At 62.3% G+C, this 15466-nt stretch carries 17 protein-coding genes; 14 read left to right on the top strand and 3 right to left on the bottom strand.

Going from position 1 to position 15466, the window contains the following annotated elements; genetic code table 11:
- The first annotated feature begins 6 nt into the window (after nt 1–6).
- The 5 genes from RA302_RS04500 to RA302_RS04480 all read left to right on the top strand — a co-directional run bounded on the left by RA302_RS04500 (nt 7) and on the right by RA302_RS04480 (nt 4131).
- Nucleotides 7–1077, top strand: coding sequence for a thiolase domain-containing protein (locus RA302_RS04500; RefSeq protein WP_166501860.1), 1071 nt, complete (start codon nt 7–9; stop codon nt 1075–1077).
- Nucleotides 1077–2258 (top strand): thiolase domain-containing protein, encoded by a 1182-nt coding sequence (locus RA302_RS04495; protein WP_003945946.1) that lies wholly within the window; start codon nt 1077–1079, stop codon nt 2256–2258. The genes RA302_RS04500 and RA302_RS04495 overlap by 1 nt, the downstream gene beginning before the upstream one ends.
- Before the next feature lie 35 nt (nt 2259–2293).
- Nucleotides 2294–3157, top strand: a complete 864-nt coding sequence (locus RA302_RS04490) for a TIGR03619 family F420-dependent LLM class oxidoreductase (RefSeq protein ID WP_019746978.1) — start codon at nt 2294–2296, stop codon at nt 3155–3157.
- 9 nt (nt 3158–3166) lie between these two features.
- Nucleotides 3167–3577, top strand: a complete 411-nt coding sequence (locus tag RA302_RS04485; protein WP_019746977.1) for a nuclear transport factor 2 family protein — start codon at nt 3167–3169, stop codon at nt 3575–3577.
- 173 nt (nt 3578–3750) lie between these two features.
- Entirely contained in the window at nt 3751–4131 is a 381-nt protein-coding gene (locus RA302_RS04480) for a VOC family protein (RefSeq protein WP_020906296.1), read from the top strand.
- A gap of 194 nt (nt 4132–4325) precedes the next feature.
- On the opposite strand, the gene RA302_RS04475 is transcribed toward RA302_RS04480, so the two are convergent.
- On the bottom strand, nt 4326–5576 hold the full coding sequence (locus tag RA302_RS04475) for a cytochrome P450 (protein WP_003945573.1): 1251 nt from the start codon (nt 5574–5576) through the stop codon (nt 4326–4328).
- A 174-nt stretch (nt 5577–5750) separates the two neighbouring features.
- Here RA302_RS04475 and RA302_RS04470 point away from each other — a divergent pair, with 174 nt between their 5' ends.
- The 4 genes from RA302_RS04470 (at nt 5751) to RA302_RS04455 (ending at nt 8641) form a co-directional block, all read left to right on the top strand.
- Nucleotides 5751–6914, top strand: coding sequence for a steroid 3-ketoacyl-CoA thiolase (locus RA302_RS04470; protein WP_019746975.1), 1164 nt, complete (start codon nt 5751–5753; stop codon nt 6912–6914).
- 1 nt (nt 6915) lies between these two features.
- Nucleotides 6916–7404, top strand: coding sequence for a nitroreductase family deazaflavin-dependent oxidoreductase (locus tag RA302_RS04465; RefSeq protein WP_029254509.1), 489 nt, complete (start codon nt 6916–6918; stop codon nt 7402–7404).
- Between the two features lie 57 nt (nt 7405–7461).
- The gene (locus RA302_RS04460; RefSeq protein WP_021342917.1) at nt 7462–7875 is read left to right on the top strand and encodes a hypothetical protein; all 414 of its coding nucleotides are present in this window, start codon (nt 7462–7464) and stop codon (nt 7873–7875) included.
- 94 nt (nt 7876–7969) lie between these two features.
- A complete protein-coding gene (locus tag RA302_RS04455; protein ID WP_060938400.1) occupies nt 7970–8641 on the top strand; it encodes a hypothetical protein in 672 nt (223 codons plus the stop codon).
- 67 nt (nt 8642–8708) lie between these two features.
- On the opposite strand, the gene RA302_RS04450 is transcribed toward RA302_RS04455, so the two are convergent.
- Nucleotides 8709–9623, bottom strand: a complete 915-nt coding sequence (locus RA302_RS04450) for an SDR family oxidoreductase (RefSeq protein ID WP_020906294.1) — start codon at nt 9621–9623, stop codon at nt 8709–8711.
- A gap of 102 nt (nt 9624–9725) precedes the next feature.
- On the opposite strand from RA302_RS04450, the gene echA20 reads away from it, so the two are divergent.
- Genes echA20 through RA302_RS04430 form a run of 4 tightly spaced genes read left to right on the top strand, consistent with a single transcriptional unit; the run spans nt 9726 to nt 13228 of the window.
- Nucleotides 9726–10502 carry a (7aS)-7a-methyl-1,5-dioxo-2,3,5,6,7,7a-hexahydro-1H-indene-carboxyl-CoA hydrolase gene (gene echA20 / locus RA302_RS04445; protein ID WP_003945611.1) on the top strand — a complete coding sequence of 259 codons (777 nt, stop codon included), beginning with the start codon at nt 9726–9728 and terminating at the stop codon, nt 10500–10502.
- Between the two features lie 7 nt (nt 10503–10509).
- Nucleotides 10510–11418: a cholesterol ring-cleaving hydrolase subunit IpdA gene (gene ipdA, locus RA302_RS04440; protein WP_166501859.1), complete on the top strand. Its 909-nt coding sequence runs from the start codon at nt 10510–10512 to the stop codon at nt 11416–11418.
- Nucleotides 11415–12170 (top strand): CoA-transferase, encoded by a 756-nt coding sequence (locus tag RA302_RS04435; RefSeq protein WP_166501858.1) that lies wholly within the window; start codon nt 11415–11417, stop codon nt 12168–12170. The genes ipdA and RA302_RS04435 overlap by 4 nt, the downstream gene beginning before the upstream one ends.
- On the top strand, nt 12167–13228 hold the full coding sequence (locus tag RA302_RS04430; protein WP_019746967.1) for a nitronate monooxygenase: 1062 nt from the start codon (nt 12167–12169) through the stop codon (nt 13226–13228). The genes RA302_RS04435 and RA302_RS04430 overlap by 4 nt, the downstream gene beginning before the upstream one ends.
- Before the next feature lie 77 nt (nt 13229–13305).
- Here the strand turns inward: RA302_RS04430 and RA302_RS04425 are convergent, their stop codons facing one another.
- Entirely contained in the window at nt 13306–13986 is a 681-nt protein-coding gene (locus tag RA302_RS04425; protein ID WP_223257971.1) for a helix-turn-helix domain-containing protein, read from the bottom strand.
- A gap of 323 nt (nt 13987–14309) precedes the next feature.
- Between RA302_RS04425 and RA302_RS04420 the strand changes: the two genes are divergently transcribed.
- Nucleotides 14310–15419: a Rieske 2Fe-2S domain-containing protein gene (locus RA302_RS04420; RefSeq protein ID WP_046379777.1), complete on the top strand. Its 1110-nt coding sequence runs from the start codon at nt 14310–14312 to the stop codon at nt 15417–15419.
- Nucleotides 15420–15466: the final 47 nt, after the last annotated feature.

The following is a 15466-nucleotide window of genomic DNA, read 5'->3' as shown; positions in this document are numbered from 1 at the left end:
CCTGAAATGACTTCTGCAGACATCGCAGTCGTGGGCTTTGCTCAGGCACCCCACGTCCGCGAAACCAACGGCACCACCAACGGCGTCGAGATGCTCGTCCCGTGCTTCCAGCAGCTCTACAGCGATCTGGGAATCACCAAGTCCGACATCGGCTTCTGGTGCTCCGGATCTTCCGATTACCTGGCCGGACGAGCGTTCTCCTTCATCTCGGCCATCGACTCCATCGGAGCGGTCCCGCCGATCAACGAATCTCACGTCGAGATGGATGCTGCGTGGGCCTTCTACGAAGCGTGGATCAAGATCTTGACCGGCGAGGTCGAGACCGCGCTGGTGTACGGCTTCGGCAAATCCTCCGCCGGGCACCTGCGCAAGATCCTGTCCATGCAGCTCGATCCGTACCTCGTCACTCCGCTGTGGCCGGACTCCGTCTCGATCGCCGGACTTCAAGCCCGACTCGGACTCGACGCGGGTAAGTGGACGCAAGAGGACATGGCGGAGGTTGCCGCTCGCAGCCGTCGTCACGCGCTGAGTAATCCGAAGGCTCAGCTCGCAGGCGAGGTCGACATCGAGGCACTACTCGCCAGCCCGTTCCTCGCAGATCCGTTGCGCGCACACGATTGTGCGCCCATCACCGATGGTGCGGCAGCAATCGTGCTGGCCTCGGGTAACCGCGCCCGCGATCTCTGCGAGCGGCCGGCGTGGATCACCGGACTCGAGCATCGCATCGACTCCCCCAACCAGGGTGCCCGTGACCTGACCACCTCGCCGTCCACAACGTCGGCAGCCAAGGCGGCAACGGGCGGCGAGGTCGGCAACATCGACGTCGCCGAACTGCACGCGCCGTTCACTCACCAGGAATTGATCTTGAAGGAAGCGATCGGCCTGACCGACGCCACCACGATCAATCCGTCCGGCGGTCCGCTCAGCGGCAACCCACTGTTCGCCGGTGGTCTGGAACGAATCGGCCACGCCGCCAAGGCAATCTTCGACGGCCAGGCGAATCGCGCTCTGGCCCATGCAACAAGCGGCCCTGTGCTGCAGCAGAACCTGGTAGCAGTCTTGGAGGGACGGAACTGATGGCCGGAACGCCTCAACTCGCGGCCGTGCTCGGCACCGGCCAAACTCACTACGTCGCAAAGCGTCATGATGTCTCGATGGCGGGCTTGGTTCGTGAAGCCATCGACGCCGCGATGCTCGACGCCAACGTCGGCTGGGACGACATCGACGCCGTCGTCATCGGAAAGGCCCCCGACCTGTTCGAGGGTTCGATGATGCCCGAACTCGCCATGTCGGATGCCCTTGGCGCCAACGGAAAGCCGTTGCTGCGTGTTCACACTGCCGGCTCGGTGGGTGGTTCGACGGCTATCGTCGCCTCCAGCCTGGTCAAATCCGGTGTCCACAAGCGGGTTCTGACGGTTTCCTGGGAGAAGCAGTCCGAGTCGAACGCCATGTGGGCGCTGTCCACACCGGTACCGTTCAACATGCCTGTCGGCGCCGGCGCCGGTGGATACTTCGCCCCGCACGTCCGTTCGTACATTCGTCGATCGGGCGCACCGGAGCACATCGGCTACCTCGTCGCGGTGAAAGATCGGCTCAACGGCAGCCTCAATCCGTATGCGCACCTGCGGCAGCCGGACATCACCTTCGAATCGGTGCAGGCATCTCAGATGCTTTGGGATCCGATCCGCTACGACGAGACCTGCCCGTCCTCGGACGGCGCGTGCGCTCTGGTGATCGGCAACGAGGAAGCGGCCGCACAGGTCGAGGCCGAGGGTCGTTCGGTCGCGTGGATCCACGCAACCGCCATGCGCACCGAGCCGACCTTCTATGCCGGACGCGATCAGGTCAATCCGCAGGCCGGCCGTGACGCCGCGGCCGCGCTGTGGAAGTCCGCGGGAATCACCGATCCGCTCAACGAAATCGACTGCGCCGAAATCTATGTCCCGTTCTCGTGGTTCGAGCCGATGTGGCTCGAGAACCTCGGTTTCGCGGAGGAAGGCCAGGGCTGGAAGCTGACCGAGGCCGGCGAAACCGCGATCGGCGGCAAGCTCCCGGTCAATGCCTCGGGCGGTGTTCTCTCTTCCAACCCGATCGGCGCCTCGGGCATGATCCGTTTTGCCGAGTCGGCGATGCAGGTCATGCACCGCGCCGGCGATCACCAGGTGGCCGACGCGCGCAAGGCTCTCGGCCATGCCTACGGCGGTGGCTCGCAGTACTTCTCGATGTGGGTCGTCGGCTCCGAACGTCCCACCACGTAACAGCAGCACACACGCCGATCAGGAAGAGACCGAAGATGAAGTACACCGTCGGGGTTGCCATGAACCCCTTGGACCAGTTAGCCGGTATCGCCAAAACGGCCGAAGAATGCGGCTTTTCGTCGATCGCTCTCCCCGATTCACTGTTCTTCATGGAAACGCAGGCGGCGGATTACCCGTACACCCCGGACGGGTCTCGGATGTGGAATGCCGAGACCCCCTGGGTCGATCCGCTGATCGCCGCAGCTGCAATGGGCGCGGTGACCGAGAAGATCGAGTTCTACACCCAGGTGCTCAAGCTGGGTAGCCGCAATCCGGTCCTGCTCGCGCGGCAGGTCGGATCGGTAGCGGCATTGACGAACAACCGTTTCGGCTTCGGTGTCGGAATCGGTTGGGCTCCTGAAGAGTTCGAGTGGTGCGGCGCTCCGTACAAGCGTCGCGGCGCCCGAGTGGACGAGATGATCGACGTTCTCAAACTAATTCTCGGCGGCGGGATGGTCGAGTATCACGGCGAGTTCTTCGATTTCGATCGCCTGCAGATGAGTCCGGCTCCCACCAAGCCGGTTCCGTTCTACGTCGGCGGCCACACCGAGGTGGCGCTCAAGCGTGCTGCGCGAGTCGGCGACGGTTGGACCTCGGCGATGATCAAGTTCGACGACCTGGTGGGTGTGATCGCACGACTACGCGAACTACGCGCCGAGTACGGCCGCGAGAACGAGCCGTTCGAAATCCAGACGGTGTGCATCGACCGTTTCGGCAAGGACGGTTACGCAGAACTCGAAGATGCCGGCGTCACGGACATCATCACCGTACCTTGGGTTTTCGACGGAATCGGCTTCGATGCCCCGCTGGAGGCAAAGCAGGATTCGATGCGTAAGTTCGCCGAGCAGTACATCAACTGAGGAGTCGCGATGACTGACGAACACCCCGCCCGCGTCGCGGGTAACGCTTCGCGCGCCGCAGCGAGTGGCAAGAACAAGGAAGCCTGGCTGGACCTCTTCGCCGAGGACGGTTGGGTGGAGGATCCGGTCGGGCCGTCGGGATTCGATCCCGAGGGCAAAGGCCATCACGGACGCGAAGCGATCTCCAAGTTCTACGACATGACGATCGCGACCGCGGACAAGCTCGAGTTTCTGATCGACGATTCACTGGTGTGCGGCAACGAGAACGTCAACATCGGCAAGATCCGGACCACCATCGGCGGCTCGATCATCGACGCCGAGGGCGTGTTCGTCTATCGCGTGAACGACGCAGGCAAGATCGCGTCGCTTCGAGCATTCTGGGAAGTGGACCGTGCGATGAAGACGGCACGCAAAGCCTGAGAACCCACAGTACGAGAGCGGCCCCGGTCATCGACCGGGGCCGCTCTCGTCGTATTCGAATCAGCCTGTCGTACTTGCACCGAGAACCCTGAAATGGTTTCCTGGTTGCCAACGTCGCGTGTCGATGACGGACTGCGTCAGGCATGGAGGCGTCGTACTGCAAGGGGTCACTCATGACCATTTCGTTCAACCACACCATCATCGCCGCAAAAGACCGACAAGAGTCTGCGTGGTTCTTCACTCACATGTTCGGTCTGCCAGGCCCGGTCGAGGCCGGCTACTTTCTCGGCGTCGAACTCGAGCACGGGGTGACACTGGACTTCGCACAGGTGGAAGAGGGCGCCGAGGTTGCGTCTCAGCACTACGCTTTCCTCGTCTCCGAAGATGACTTCGACGGCATCTACCAGCGGATACAGGCGTTGAAACTTGATCACTGGGCCGATCCGCGCCAGTCGAGTACCGGCTTCAACACCAACGACGGTGGGCGTGGGGTCTACTTCCTCGACCCGTCGGGACATTTCCTGGAAGCGATCACCAAGCCATACGGCGGCTGAATTAGAGATTGAACTACAAACGGCGGCGCCTACGGGAGATGAGGGATCCCGCAGACGCCGCCGCAGTTCCAGGTTGCCAACTAGTGGCCCCCCGGAACGTCTACTGTAGTTCTGCGTGTTCGAGAGTGCAGAGGCAACTCCCGAAAACCTACACAGAACCTACTCGCCGGTTACCAGGTCAGTATATGTCCGGATCAGTGTTTGACCGGGCAGCCCGATGTCTTGTAATCAACCTGAAACTCTTTGATGCCGTTGAGCCAGCCCGAGCGCAGGCGACGGGGATCGCCGAGCCTGGTGATGTCGGGTAGGTGATCGGCGATCGCGTTGAAGATCAGATCGATTTCGAGACGAGCCAAGTTGGCGCCGATGCAGAAGTGCGCACCCGTGCCGCCGAATCCGAGGTGCGGATTGGGGTCACGCATGATGTCGAACTTCGTGGGGTTCTCGAAGACGTCTTCGTCGAAGTTGGCCGACGCGTACATCATCACGACGCGATCGCCCTTCTTGATCTTCTGTCCCCCGAGTTCGGTGTCTTCGAGCGCGGTCCGCTGGAAAGAGGTCACCGGGGTGGCCCAACGAACGATCTCGTCGGCCGCAGTCTTCGGGCGTTCCTTCTTGTACAGCTCCCACTGGTCGGGATTGTCGAGGAAGGCAACCATGCCGTGTGTGATGGCATTGCGAGTGGTCTCGTTACCCGCGACCGCAAGCAGAATCACGAAGAAGCCGAATTCCTCTGGGGAGAGCTCATTTCCGTCGATGTCAGCTTCGATGAGCTTGGTGACGATGTCATCGGCGGGACACTTCTTGCGCTGATCCGCCATCTGGTACGCGTATCCCAGAATCTCCATCGACGCTGCCTGCGGGTCGATGTCGAACTCAGGATCGTCGTAGGACGTCATCTGGTTGGACCAGTCGAAGAGCTTCATTCGATCTTCCTGCGGCACACCGAGAAGCTCGGCGATTGCCTGCAGCGGAAGTTCGGACGCGACCTGAACCACGAAGTCTCCGGCACCACCGGCAGCCGCAGTCTTGACGATCTTTTCGGCGCGCTCGGTCAGTTCTTCGCGCAGGCTGTTGATGGCTCGCGGGGTGAATCCACGCGAAACCAGCTTGCGAAGCTTGGTGTGCTCCGGAGCGTCCTTGTTGATGAGGATGAATCGCTGCATCTCGACGTTCTCACGCGGGATGTCGTCGGCGAAGCGAGGAATCGCAGTGTTCTCGTGGGTCGAGAAGATGTCGCTTCGCTGCGAGACCTCCTTGACCTCTTCATGACGGGTGACCACCCAGAAGCCCTCGTCCTGGAATCCACCGATTTCCGGGGGCTGCGGATTCCACCACACGGGGGCCGTCTTCCGGAGTTCGGCGAACTCCTCGAACGGCATGCGTTCCGCGTAGATGTCGGGGTCCGTGAAGTCGATTCCCTCGGGGAATGCGGGCTGTGCCACTGATGTCTCCTGCCCTAAGCCTTTTCATCACAGGGGTGATGGGGATCCGTGATGTGTAACACGTTCTACTCTCATTGAAACACAAGACTGCTTACTAGGAAAGGAAACGTCGGCAGGTCTTGCTTCCCGCAGAGAACCTGTTCTACTTTTTCATTACAAGGAAAGGAGCCCGCTGTGGGCACACCAGTAATCGTCGAGGCTGTCCGTACACCGATCGGCAAGCGCGGAGGTTGGCTCGCCGGTCTGCACGCCGCCGAGATCCTCGGAGCGGCACAAAAGGGCGTTCTCGACCGGTCGGGAATCGACCCGTTGCTGATCGAGCAGGTGATCGGCGGCTGCGTCACCCAGGCCGGCGCTCAGTCCAACAACATCACGCGCACGGCTTGGCTGCACGCCGGACTTCCGTGGCAGACCGGCGCAACCACCGTGGACTGCCAGTGCGGTTCGGCCCAGCAGGCGAACCATCTGATCGCCGGTCTGATTGCCACCGGCGCCATCGACGCCGGCATCGCCTGCGGCATCGAAGCCATGAGCCAGGTTCCCCTCGGCGCAAACGTCGGCGATCAGGCCGGACCGCGTCGGCCTGCGACGTGGGACATCGACATGCCCAACCAGTTCGAAGCTGCGGAACGCATCGCGCGTCGACGCGGACTGACCCGTGACGACATCGAAGCCCTCGGCGTCCGCTCGCAGGCGCTGGCCAAGCAGGCCTGGGAGGAAGGGCGTTTCGACCGCGAGGTTCTCGAACTTTCGGCGCCCCAGGTCGACAAGGAAGGAAACCTCACGGGCGAGACGAAGCTCGTCAATCGCGATCAGGGCCTGCGCGATACGACGGCCGAGTCCCTAGCCCGACTGAAGCCCGTCCTCGAAGGCGGGATTCACACGGCCGGAACGTCTTCCCAGATCTCCGACGGTGCAGCCGCAGTCCTGCTCATGGACGAGGACAAGGCTCGCGCACTCGGGTTGAAGCCGCGAGCCCGCATCATCGCCCAGGCCCTGGTCGGCTCGGAACCGGAATTCCACCTCGACGGACCGGTGCAGGCAACCAGCCGTGTCCTGGAGAAGAGCGGAATGAAGATCGGCGACCTCGATCTGTTCGAGATCAACGAAGCATTCGCATCCGTCGCACTGTCCTGGGCTCAGGTTCACGAACCTGACTTCGACAACGTCAATGTCAACGGCGGCGCGCTCGCTCTCGGCCATCCGGTCGGCAGCACGGGCTCTCGACTGATCACCACCGCACTGCACGAATTGGAGCGTCGCAACGGCTCGACGGCTCTGATCACGATGTGCGCCGGCGGCGCGCTGGCCACCGGAACCATCATCGAGCGTATCTGAGATGACTACTCCCCCAGCTAAACCCAAGGGACTCGACGCTCCGGCGACGGTCAAGATCATCAAGTGGATGTCGAAGGCAAACGTCGCCATGTATCGCGCCACCGACGGGCGGCTGGGTAGCAAGTGGCGGGTCGGCAGCGCGTTCCCGCGCGGGCTGCCGATCTGCCTGCTCACCACCACCGGTCGCAAATCCGGCGAGGAGCGGATCAGTCCGTTGCTGTTCCTCGAGGACGGCGAGAACGTGATTCTGGTGGCGTCGCAAGGTGGTCTTCCGAAGAACCCGATGTGGTACCTCAACATCAAGGCGGATCCGGTGGTGACGGTGCAGATCAAGTCTCGGATCCGATCGATGAAAGCCCGCGTCTCCACCGAGGACGAGCGCGCTCGACTGTGGCCGATGTTGACGGCGATGTATCCGGATTTCGACAACTATCAGGCCTGGACCGACCGGATCATTCCCGTCATCGTGTGCGAGCCACTGAAGAAATAAACGAACTGTTTACAACAAAACGTTTACATCGGCCCGGGTTCGTGCCAGCCTGGGTTCATGACCGATGACCAGTTCAGACCGATCGATTCCGGCCGCGAACGCGCACATCGCGAGTACGCCGGACTCTTTCGGATCAGCGAGCGCCACGGCGCGACCCAAAGCCAGCGCGCGCGGCAATCTCATCCGGAGATGCTCGAGCCCTACGGCGCGGTGCGCGTCGTGGCTCGTCTTGCCGGCGGGACCGACACACCGCAGCCGAACGAACCCGAGGTCGACGACGCCGATGTCATGGCTGCGTTGACTCTGATTCCCAAGGCCCGAGCCGAAATGGAACAGCTGGAAGCGCTGTTCCTCGGAATTGCCCGCGAACGGGGCATGACCTGGCAAGATATTGCCTTCGGACTCGGGCTCGGCAGCACTCAAGCTGCCCGCCAGCGCTACGAACGGCTCGTTCGCCGCACCGGAGGCTGAACACGTGCCATAACGAGCGAGTTGGAGCACTATTGACTCGTACGGTCCGCACGGCGTTTCGACAGAGCCTCGAACACAGCAAGGAGTCGCATATATGACGACGCATATTCAAGATCAAATCCTGGACCGACGCGAGATCACCTCAGCCCTCGTGCGTGCGCTGGAGCGTCGCCACGAGGTGCTGGACGCAGTGGTCGACAGCAAGGACCACCAGGAGGCACTGACCACCGTCGCGGAACTCCTCGGCACGTCGGAAGCAAATGCCGAAGCAGTTCTGAGCCTCAAGTTCAGTGCGCTCACCAAGGCTGCGCGCGATCGCATCCAGGGCGAGCTGGAGAATCTCGACGCCACTCTCGAATGGACGACGCTCGATCGTCCCGCGAGCAGCGGGCAGAACTTCACCCTGCGTCCGTTCAGCGACAGCGCAGAAGACAAGGCGCTGTTCACGATTCGTTCGGGCGAGCAGCTCGGCGAAGACGGCAAGCCGTGGAGCGAGGATCGGATCGAAGCTGAGCGCGTCGGTGGCCTCGGCCGGATCGACGACGAGACCGCTGCCTGGTTCGTCGCCGAGGACGTCTCCGGTGACGGCTCGAAGAGCGTCGGCCTGGTCTTCGGCGAACTCGACGGCCAAGAGGTCAACGTGGCGATCTGGATCGCGCCGGAATCTCGCAAGAAGGGCTACGGCACAGCCTGCGTGAAGCATTCGCGGCGCGAGCTCGCCGCAGAGTTCCCCGGCACCGTGTTGGTGGTTCGGGCGCCTGCGTAGGCGGCACACCACCTGTGAGTGGTTAAGGAGTCCCTGCACTCCTTAACCACTCACGGGGCCGGAGGCCCTACGCCCCGTACACCGGCGTCGGAATCTCCGCCTTCTCCAACAGCGTTGCCACGACGGGCCCGATCTCCTTCGGGTCCCAACGGTCACCCTTGTCCTCGCTCGGGCCGTGACGCCAGCCCTCCGCGACGGTGATCTTTCCGCCCTCGACCTCGAACACCCGCCCCGTGACGTCCTTGGACTCGGCGCTACCGAGCCAGACGACCAGCGGCGAGATGTTCTCGGGCGCCATGGCATCGAAGCCCTCTTCGGGAGCTGCCATCGACTCGGCCATCGCCCCACCCGCGCCGACGGTCATGCGCGTGCGCGCAGCAGGCGCGATCGCGTTGACACTGACGCCGTAATTCTTGAGCTCGGCTGCGGCCTGGATGGTCATCTCGGCGATACCGGCCTTCGCGGCAGCGTAGTTACCCTGGCCGATCGAACCTTGCAGTCCTGCACCCGAACTGGTGTTGATGATGCGTGCGTCGACGGTCTTGCCCGCCTTGGCCTCAGCGCGCCAGTAGGCAGCAGCGTGACGCAGCGGCGCGAAGTGCCCCTTGAGGTGCACGCGAATCACCGCGTCCCACTCGCCTTCGCTCATGCCGACCAGCATGCGGTCCCGCAGGAAGCCCGCGTTGTTCACGAGTACGTCCAGGCCACCGAAGGTGTCGATCGCGGTCTTGATCAGATTCTCGGCGCCCGCCCAGTCGGCCACGTCGTCTCCGTTGACCACTGCTTGGCCACCGGCGGCGATGATCTCCGCGACAACCTGCTCGGCCGGACTCTCACCGGTCTCGGAACCGTCGGCACCCGCACCGATGTCGTTGACGACGACCTTGGCGCCCTCGGCAGCAAACGCCAAGGCATGCGCACGCCCGATCCCGCGACCAGCCCCGGTGATGATGACTACGCGTCCGTCGACCAATCCACTCATATTTGTCTCCTAATGCACTCTGCTCGGGCTTGTCGGCTCCGCTTGTGTGCTAACTTACCAAGCAATCGCTTGGTTTGGTACACAGACGTAAGGAATCCCGATATGGGCATCAGCACCTCCTCCGACGGAACCGGCATCACCACGGTCACCATCGACTACGCGCCGGTCAATGCAATCCCGTCCAAGGGATGGTTCGAGCTTGCCGACGCCATCCTCGACGCGGGCAAGGATCTCAACACTCACGTGGTGATCCTGCGAGCCGAGGGACGCGGATTCAACGCCGGCGTCGACATCAAGGAGATGCAGGCGACCGAGGGATTCGACGCACTGGTCGCCGCCAACCGCGGTTGCGCCGCGGCCTTCGCAGCCGTCTACGACTGCGCTGTACCCGTCGTCGTGGCCGTCAACGGATTCTGTGTCGGCGGTGGCATCGGACTGGTCGGCAACGCGGACGTGATCGTCGCTTCCGACGACGCGATCTTCTCCCTCCCCGAGGTCGACCGCGGCGCACTCGGCGCTGCCACGCACCTCTCACGTCTGGTGCCGCAACACATGATGCGCACGCTCTACTACACCGCACAGAGCGTCGACGCCCACACACTCAAACAGTTCGGCAGCGTCTACGACGTGGTCCCGCGCGAGAAGCTCGACGAGTGCGCTCGCGAGATCGCCGCGAAGATCGCCGCGAAGGACACCCGCATCATCCGGTGCGCCAAGGAAGCCATCAACGGCATCGACCCGGTCGACGTCAAGGGCAGCTACCGCCTCGAGCAGGGCTACACCTTCGAACTCAACCTCCTCGGTGTGTCCGACGAACACCGCGACGAATTCGTCGCCACCGGCAAGCCGCGCGAGAACGCAACCCAGAAGGAAGGCTGAGACAAACATGGCTAGCAAGCGTGACAAGACGAAGTCGCTCGACGAGGTAGTCGGCGAGCTCCGCAGCGGAATGACGATCGGCTTGGGCGGCTGGGGATCTCGCCGCAAGCCGATGGCCTTCGTGCGTGCGATTCTGCGTTCGGACATCAAGGACCTGACCGTGGTCACTTACGGCGGACCGGATCTCGGGCTGCTGTGCTCGGCCGGCAAGGTCAAGAAGGCGTACTACGGTTTCGTGTCCCTGGACTCCGCACCGTACTACGATCCGTGGTTTGCCAAGGCGCGCACCGCCGGTGAGATCGAAGTCCGCGAGATGGACGAGGGAATGGTCAAGTGCGGCCTCGAAGCCGCTGCCGCTCGCCTCCCTTTCCTCCCGATCCGCGCAGGCCTGGGTTCGGACGTTCGCAACTTCTGGGGCGACGAACTCAAGACCGTCACCTCCCCGTACCCCGAGGCCGACGGCCGTTCCGAGACCTTGATCGCGATGCCTGCACTCAACCTCGATGCGTCGTTCGTTCACCTCAATCTCGGTGACAAGCACGGCAATGCCGCGTACAACGGTGTCGACCCGTACTTCGACGACCTGTACTGCATGGCCGCCGAAAAGCGTTACGTCTCCGTCGAACGCATTGTCGAGACCGAGGAACTGGTCAAATCCGTTCCACTGCAGAATCTTCTGCTCAACCGCATGATGGTCGACGCCGTCGTCGAGGCCCCGAACGGTGCCCACTTCACGTTGGCCGGCGAAAGCTACGGCCGCGACGAGAAGTTCCAGCGTCACTACGCCGAGGCCGCCAAGACCCCCGAGTCGTGGCAGACGTTCGTCGACACCTTCCTCTCCGGCAGCGAAGAGGACTACCAAGCCGCAGTAAAGAAGTTTGCCGATTCATCAAAGGCAGGGGAGCAGGCAAAATGAGCGAATCCACCGTCACCCGCGCAGAGTACGTTGTTCTCGCGTGCGCTGAAATCTTCTCCGGTGCAGGCGAAATCATGGCCAGCCCGATGTCGACGTCGTCCGCCATCGGCGCTCGCCTGGCTCGACTCACCACCGAACCCGACCTGCTGATCACCGATGGTGAAGCCCTCATCCTCGAGGACACTCCGGCAGTCGGAACGAAGGGCCCCATCGAAGGATGGATGCCTTTCCGTAAGGTGTTCGACGTCGTCGCTTCGGGCCGTCGCCACGTAGTCATGGGCGCCAATCAGCTCGATCGCCACGGCAACCAGAACCTCTCCGCCTTCGGCCCGCTTCAGCAGCCGACGCGTCAGATGTTCGGTGTGCGCGGCGCCCCGGGTAACACCATCAACCACGCGACGAGCTACTTCGTCCCCAAGCACTCCAAGCGCGTGTTCGTCGACAAGGTCGACGTGGTGTGCGGTGTCGGCTACGACCAGATCGATCCCGAGAACCCGGCATACAAGTACCTGAACATCCCCCGCGTTGTCACCAACCTCGGCGTCTTCGACTTCGGCGGACCGGGAAACACCTTCCGCGCGTTGAGCCTCCATCCCGGCGTCACCGCCGAAGAGGTAGCCGCGAACACCTCGTTCGAGGTAGCCGGACTCGCTGAGGCCGGTATCACCCGTGACCCCACCGCCGAAGAGCTCCACCTCATTCGCGAGACCCTCGATCCGCGCAACCTCCGGGACCGTGAGGTCTCGGCATGACCCCCACTCTGAAGACAGCACTGACCGAACTGGTCGGTGTCGAGTACCCGATCGTGCAGACAGGCATGGGCTGGGTTTCCGGGCCAGCACTGACGTCGGCGACGGCCAACGCGGGCGGTCTCGGCATCCTGGCTTCGGCCACGATGACCTACGACGAGCTCGAGCACGCGATCAAGAAGACGAAACAGCTCACGGACAAGCCGTTCGGCGTCAACATGCGTGCCGACGCCACCGACGCGCCGCAGCGCGCGGACCTGCTGATCCGTGAGGGCGTCAAGGTCGCGTCGTTTGCCTTGGCTCCCAAGAAGGAACTGATCGCCAAGCTCAAGGACCACGGCATCGTCGTCGTACCGTCGATCGGTGCCGCGAAGCATGCGGTCAAGGTTGCATCTTGGGGCGCGGACGCCGTCATCGTCCAGGGCGGCGAAGGTGGTGGTCACACCGGCGGTGTGGCAACGACATTGCTTCTTCCCTCGGTTCTCGACGCGGTCGATATTCCGGTCATCGCCGGTGGCGGATTCTTCGACGGCCGCGGGCTGGCCGCAGCGTTGGCGTACGGCGCTGCCGGTGTCGCCATGGGGACGCGTTTCTTGCTCACCAGTGACTCTTCGGTGCCGGACTCCGTCAAGCAGGAATACCTCAAGCGAGGACTGACGGATACGACGGTCTCACGCAAGGTCGACGGCATGCCTCATCGTGTGCTCAACACCGACCTGGTCAACAGCCTCGAAGGTTCCAGCTATGCAACCGGTTTGATCGCTGCTGCCAAGAACGCCACCAAGTTCAAGGCAATGACAGGTATGAAGTGGTCGACGCTCGCCAAGGACGGCCTCGCGATGAAGCGCTCGGGTGACCGCACGCTGATGCAAATCATCATGGCGGCGAATACCCCGATGTTGCTCAAGGCCGGTCTGGTCGAGGGCAATACGGAAGCCGGCGTGCTTGCCTCGGGCCAGGTTGTCGGAATGATCAACGATCTGCCCAGCTGCAAGGAACTGATCGAGAACATCATGGAGGACGCGGCCAAGCGTATCGACGCGCTTGCGGCTCTTCGCTGACGCAGATTCATCCGAGTGCGTCTCCCCCACTGCGCTTTACGCGGAGTCGGAGGAGGCGCACTCTGCGCATTGCCGAGCTAACCGGTCTGCTGGTGACGACCACCCGGCACCTCGAAATACTGGGAGATTGCCACCGCGGCCATCTGTACCGGTGCAACGTGTCGATCGTCGATCTTGCCTCGAACGAGTGGGCCGCTGATCGACAGACCGACTTCCGCTTCGCCCAGCGCACCCACCCGCACACCGATGCAGCCGAGACCCGAAGTACACGTACCGAATACGACACCGTACCGATGGTTGGCTATTGCGGAATGTTGCGCGACCGTCGAACGGCGGCCCGCTGCCAAGAGTGCCTTGCCGATTGCCGAGGATCGCGCCGGGATGCGTGAGCCAACGCCTGTCTGGAGGTCAGGTATCGCCTGGCTGCCGATCTTCTGAAGGTATCGCACGTTGCTTCCCTCGAGGACCCCGAGATGTACGGCCTGATTGGTGACGAGGTGCAGGTTGTACAACAACGGCACCACCACCCTCTCGAACTTGTTTCGATACAACGAGATTGCCCCAAGATCGCCGAGTTTGTCGCCGATTTCGTACTCGAGGCCTTCTCTGCGAAGCCAATCCATCCTCACTAGCTTCAGAAGCATCCTGTGCACGGACGATCGCGGAATCCCGGTTCGACGGGCCACCTCGCCCAGCGTCAACCGCGGCGTGTCACGAAAGCAATCCACCACCATCGCCAACCTGTCGAGGGTTGACATAGGGATGGGCTCTTCTGTGATCGGTCCGACCGACATGGCGTCTCCGTTTCGGTGATCCGCCCGTCGAGAGGACAGCGCTGGGCGTGCTCTGCTGACTGCAAATCTGGGCCTTCACCGGACGAACCGCCAGGGTGTTTCCCACCGTGCGGGAGACAAACCTGCCTGGCCACTCCACCTGCAGCTATACCGATCACCGGTTACCCCCGTTGAACCTGGACCAACTCCTCACCACAGTGGCCAACACAGATCACTGAACAAAGGACGACGAGTTGACTACAGACGTGACGACCACAACGGACCTCGGCGAAGTCGACGACATCCGCATGATCGACGAGGGCGCTGCTCCCGAACGTTTTGCCCGCGGATGGCACTGCCTCGGACTTGCAACGGATTTCCACGACGGGAACCCACATCCGATCGAGGCCTTCGGCACCAAGCTTGTCGTATTTGCCGACAGCCAGGGCGAATTGAAGGTCCTCGATGCCTACTGCCGTCACATGGGCGGCGACCTCAGTCAGGGCACGGTCAAGGGCGATTCAGTCGCCTGCCCCTTCCACGACTGGCGTTGGGGCGGCAACGGCAAATGCACCGCGATCCCCTATGCACGCCGCGTTCCACCGCTTGCCAAAACCCGCGCCTGGACCACCCTCGAACAAGACGGACTGCTTTTCGTCTGGCATGACCCCGAAGGCAATCCGCCTCCGGCCGAAGTCGCCATACCGGTAATCAAAACTCCGGACCACGAATGGACCGATTGGGTATGGAAGTCAATCGTCATCGACACCAACTGTCGAGAAATCGTCGACAACGTCGTGGACATGGCGCACTTCTTCTACGTGCACTTTTCGTTTCCCACTTACTTCAAGAACGTCTTCGAGGGGCATGTCGCCATCCAGGAGCAGAGCGGTATCAACCGCGACGACATCGTGACCTGGACGGATCCCGACGTGCCGCAGTTGGTCTCGAACTTCTCGGTGGCCGCCTATCACGGACCGTCGTTCATGATCGACGATCTGGTGTACCAGTACGAAACGTTCAAGGTGGATTCGGTTTTGATCAACTGCCACTATCCGGTCAGCCCGAACAAGTTTGTCCTGATGTACGGCATCACCGTCAAGAAGACCGAGGAACTTCCCGCCGGGATAGCGGACCAAACCGTTGACGCGATGATCGGTTACATCGGCGTCGGATTCGAGCAGGACATCGAGATCTGGAAGAACAAGACCCGCATCGACAACCCACTACTCTGCACCGAGGACGGTCCGGTCTACCAACTGAGGCGGTGGTACGAACAGTTCTACGTCGACGTCGCCGACGTCACGCCCGAGATGATCGATCGCTTCGAATTCGAGATGGACACAAGCAAACCCATCGAGGTGTGGAAACAGGAGGTTGCAGACAACCTCGCACGCCGTGCAGGAGCAGCGCAGTGACCATGGAACCAGTGGACTGCGAGCGGTGTGGAACATATGTCCTCGTC

The organism is Rhodococcus sp. DN22, from assembly GCF_036669995.1.
In the GTDB taxonomy this organism is placed as follows: Bacteria; Actinomycetota; Actinomycetes; order Mycobacteriales; family Mycobacteriaceae; genus Rhodococcus_F; species Rhodococcus_F erythropolis.
The sequence above is the reverse complement of the archived record's forward strand: the minus strand, read 5'-3'. Positions and strand labels throughout refer to the sequence as shown.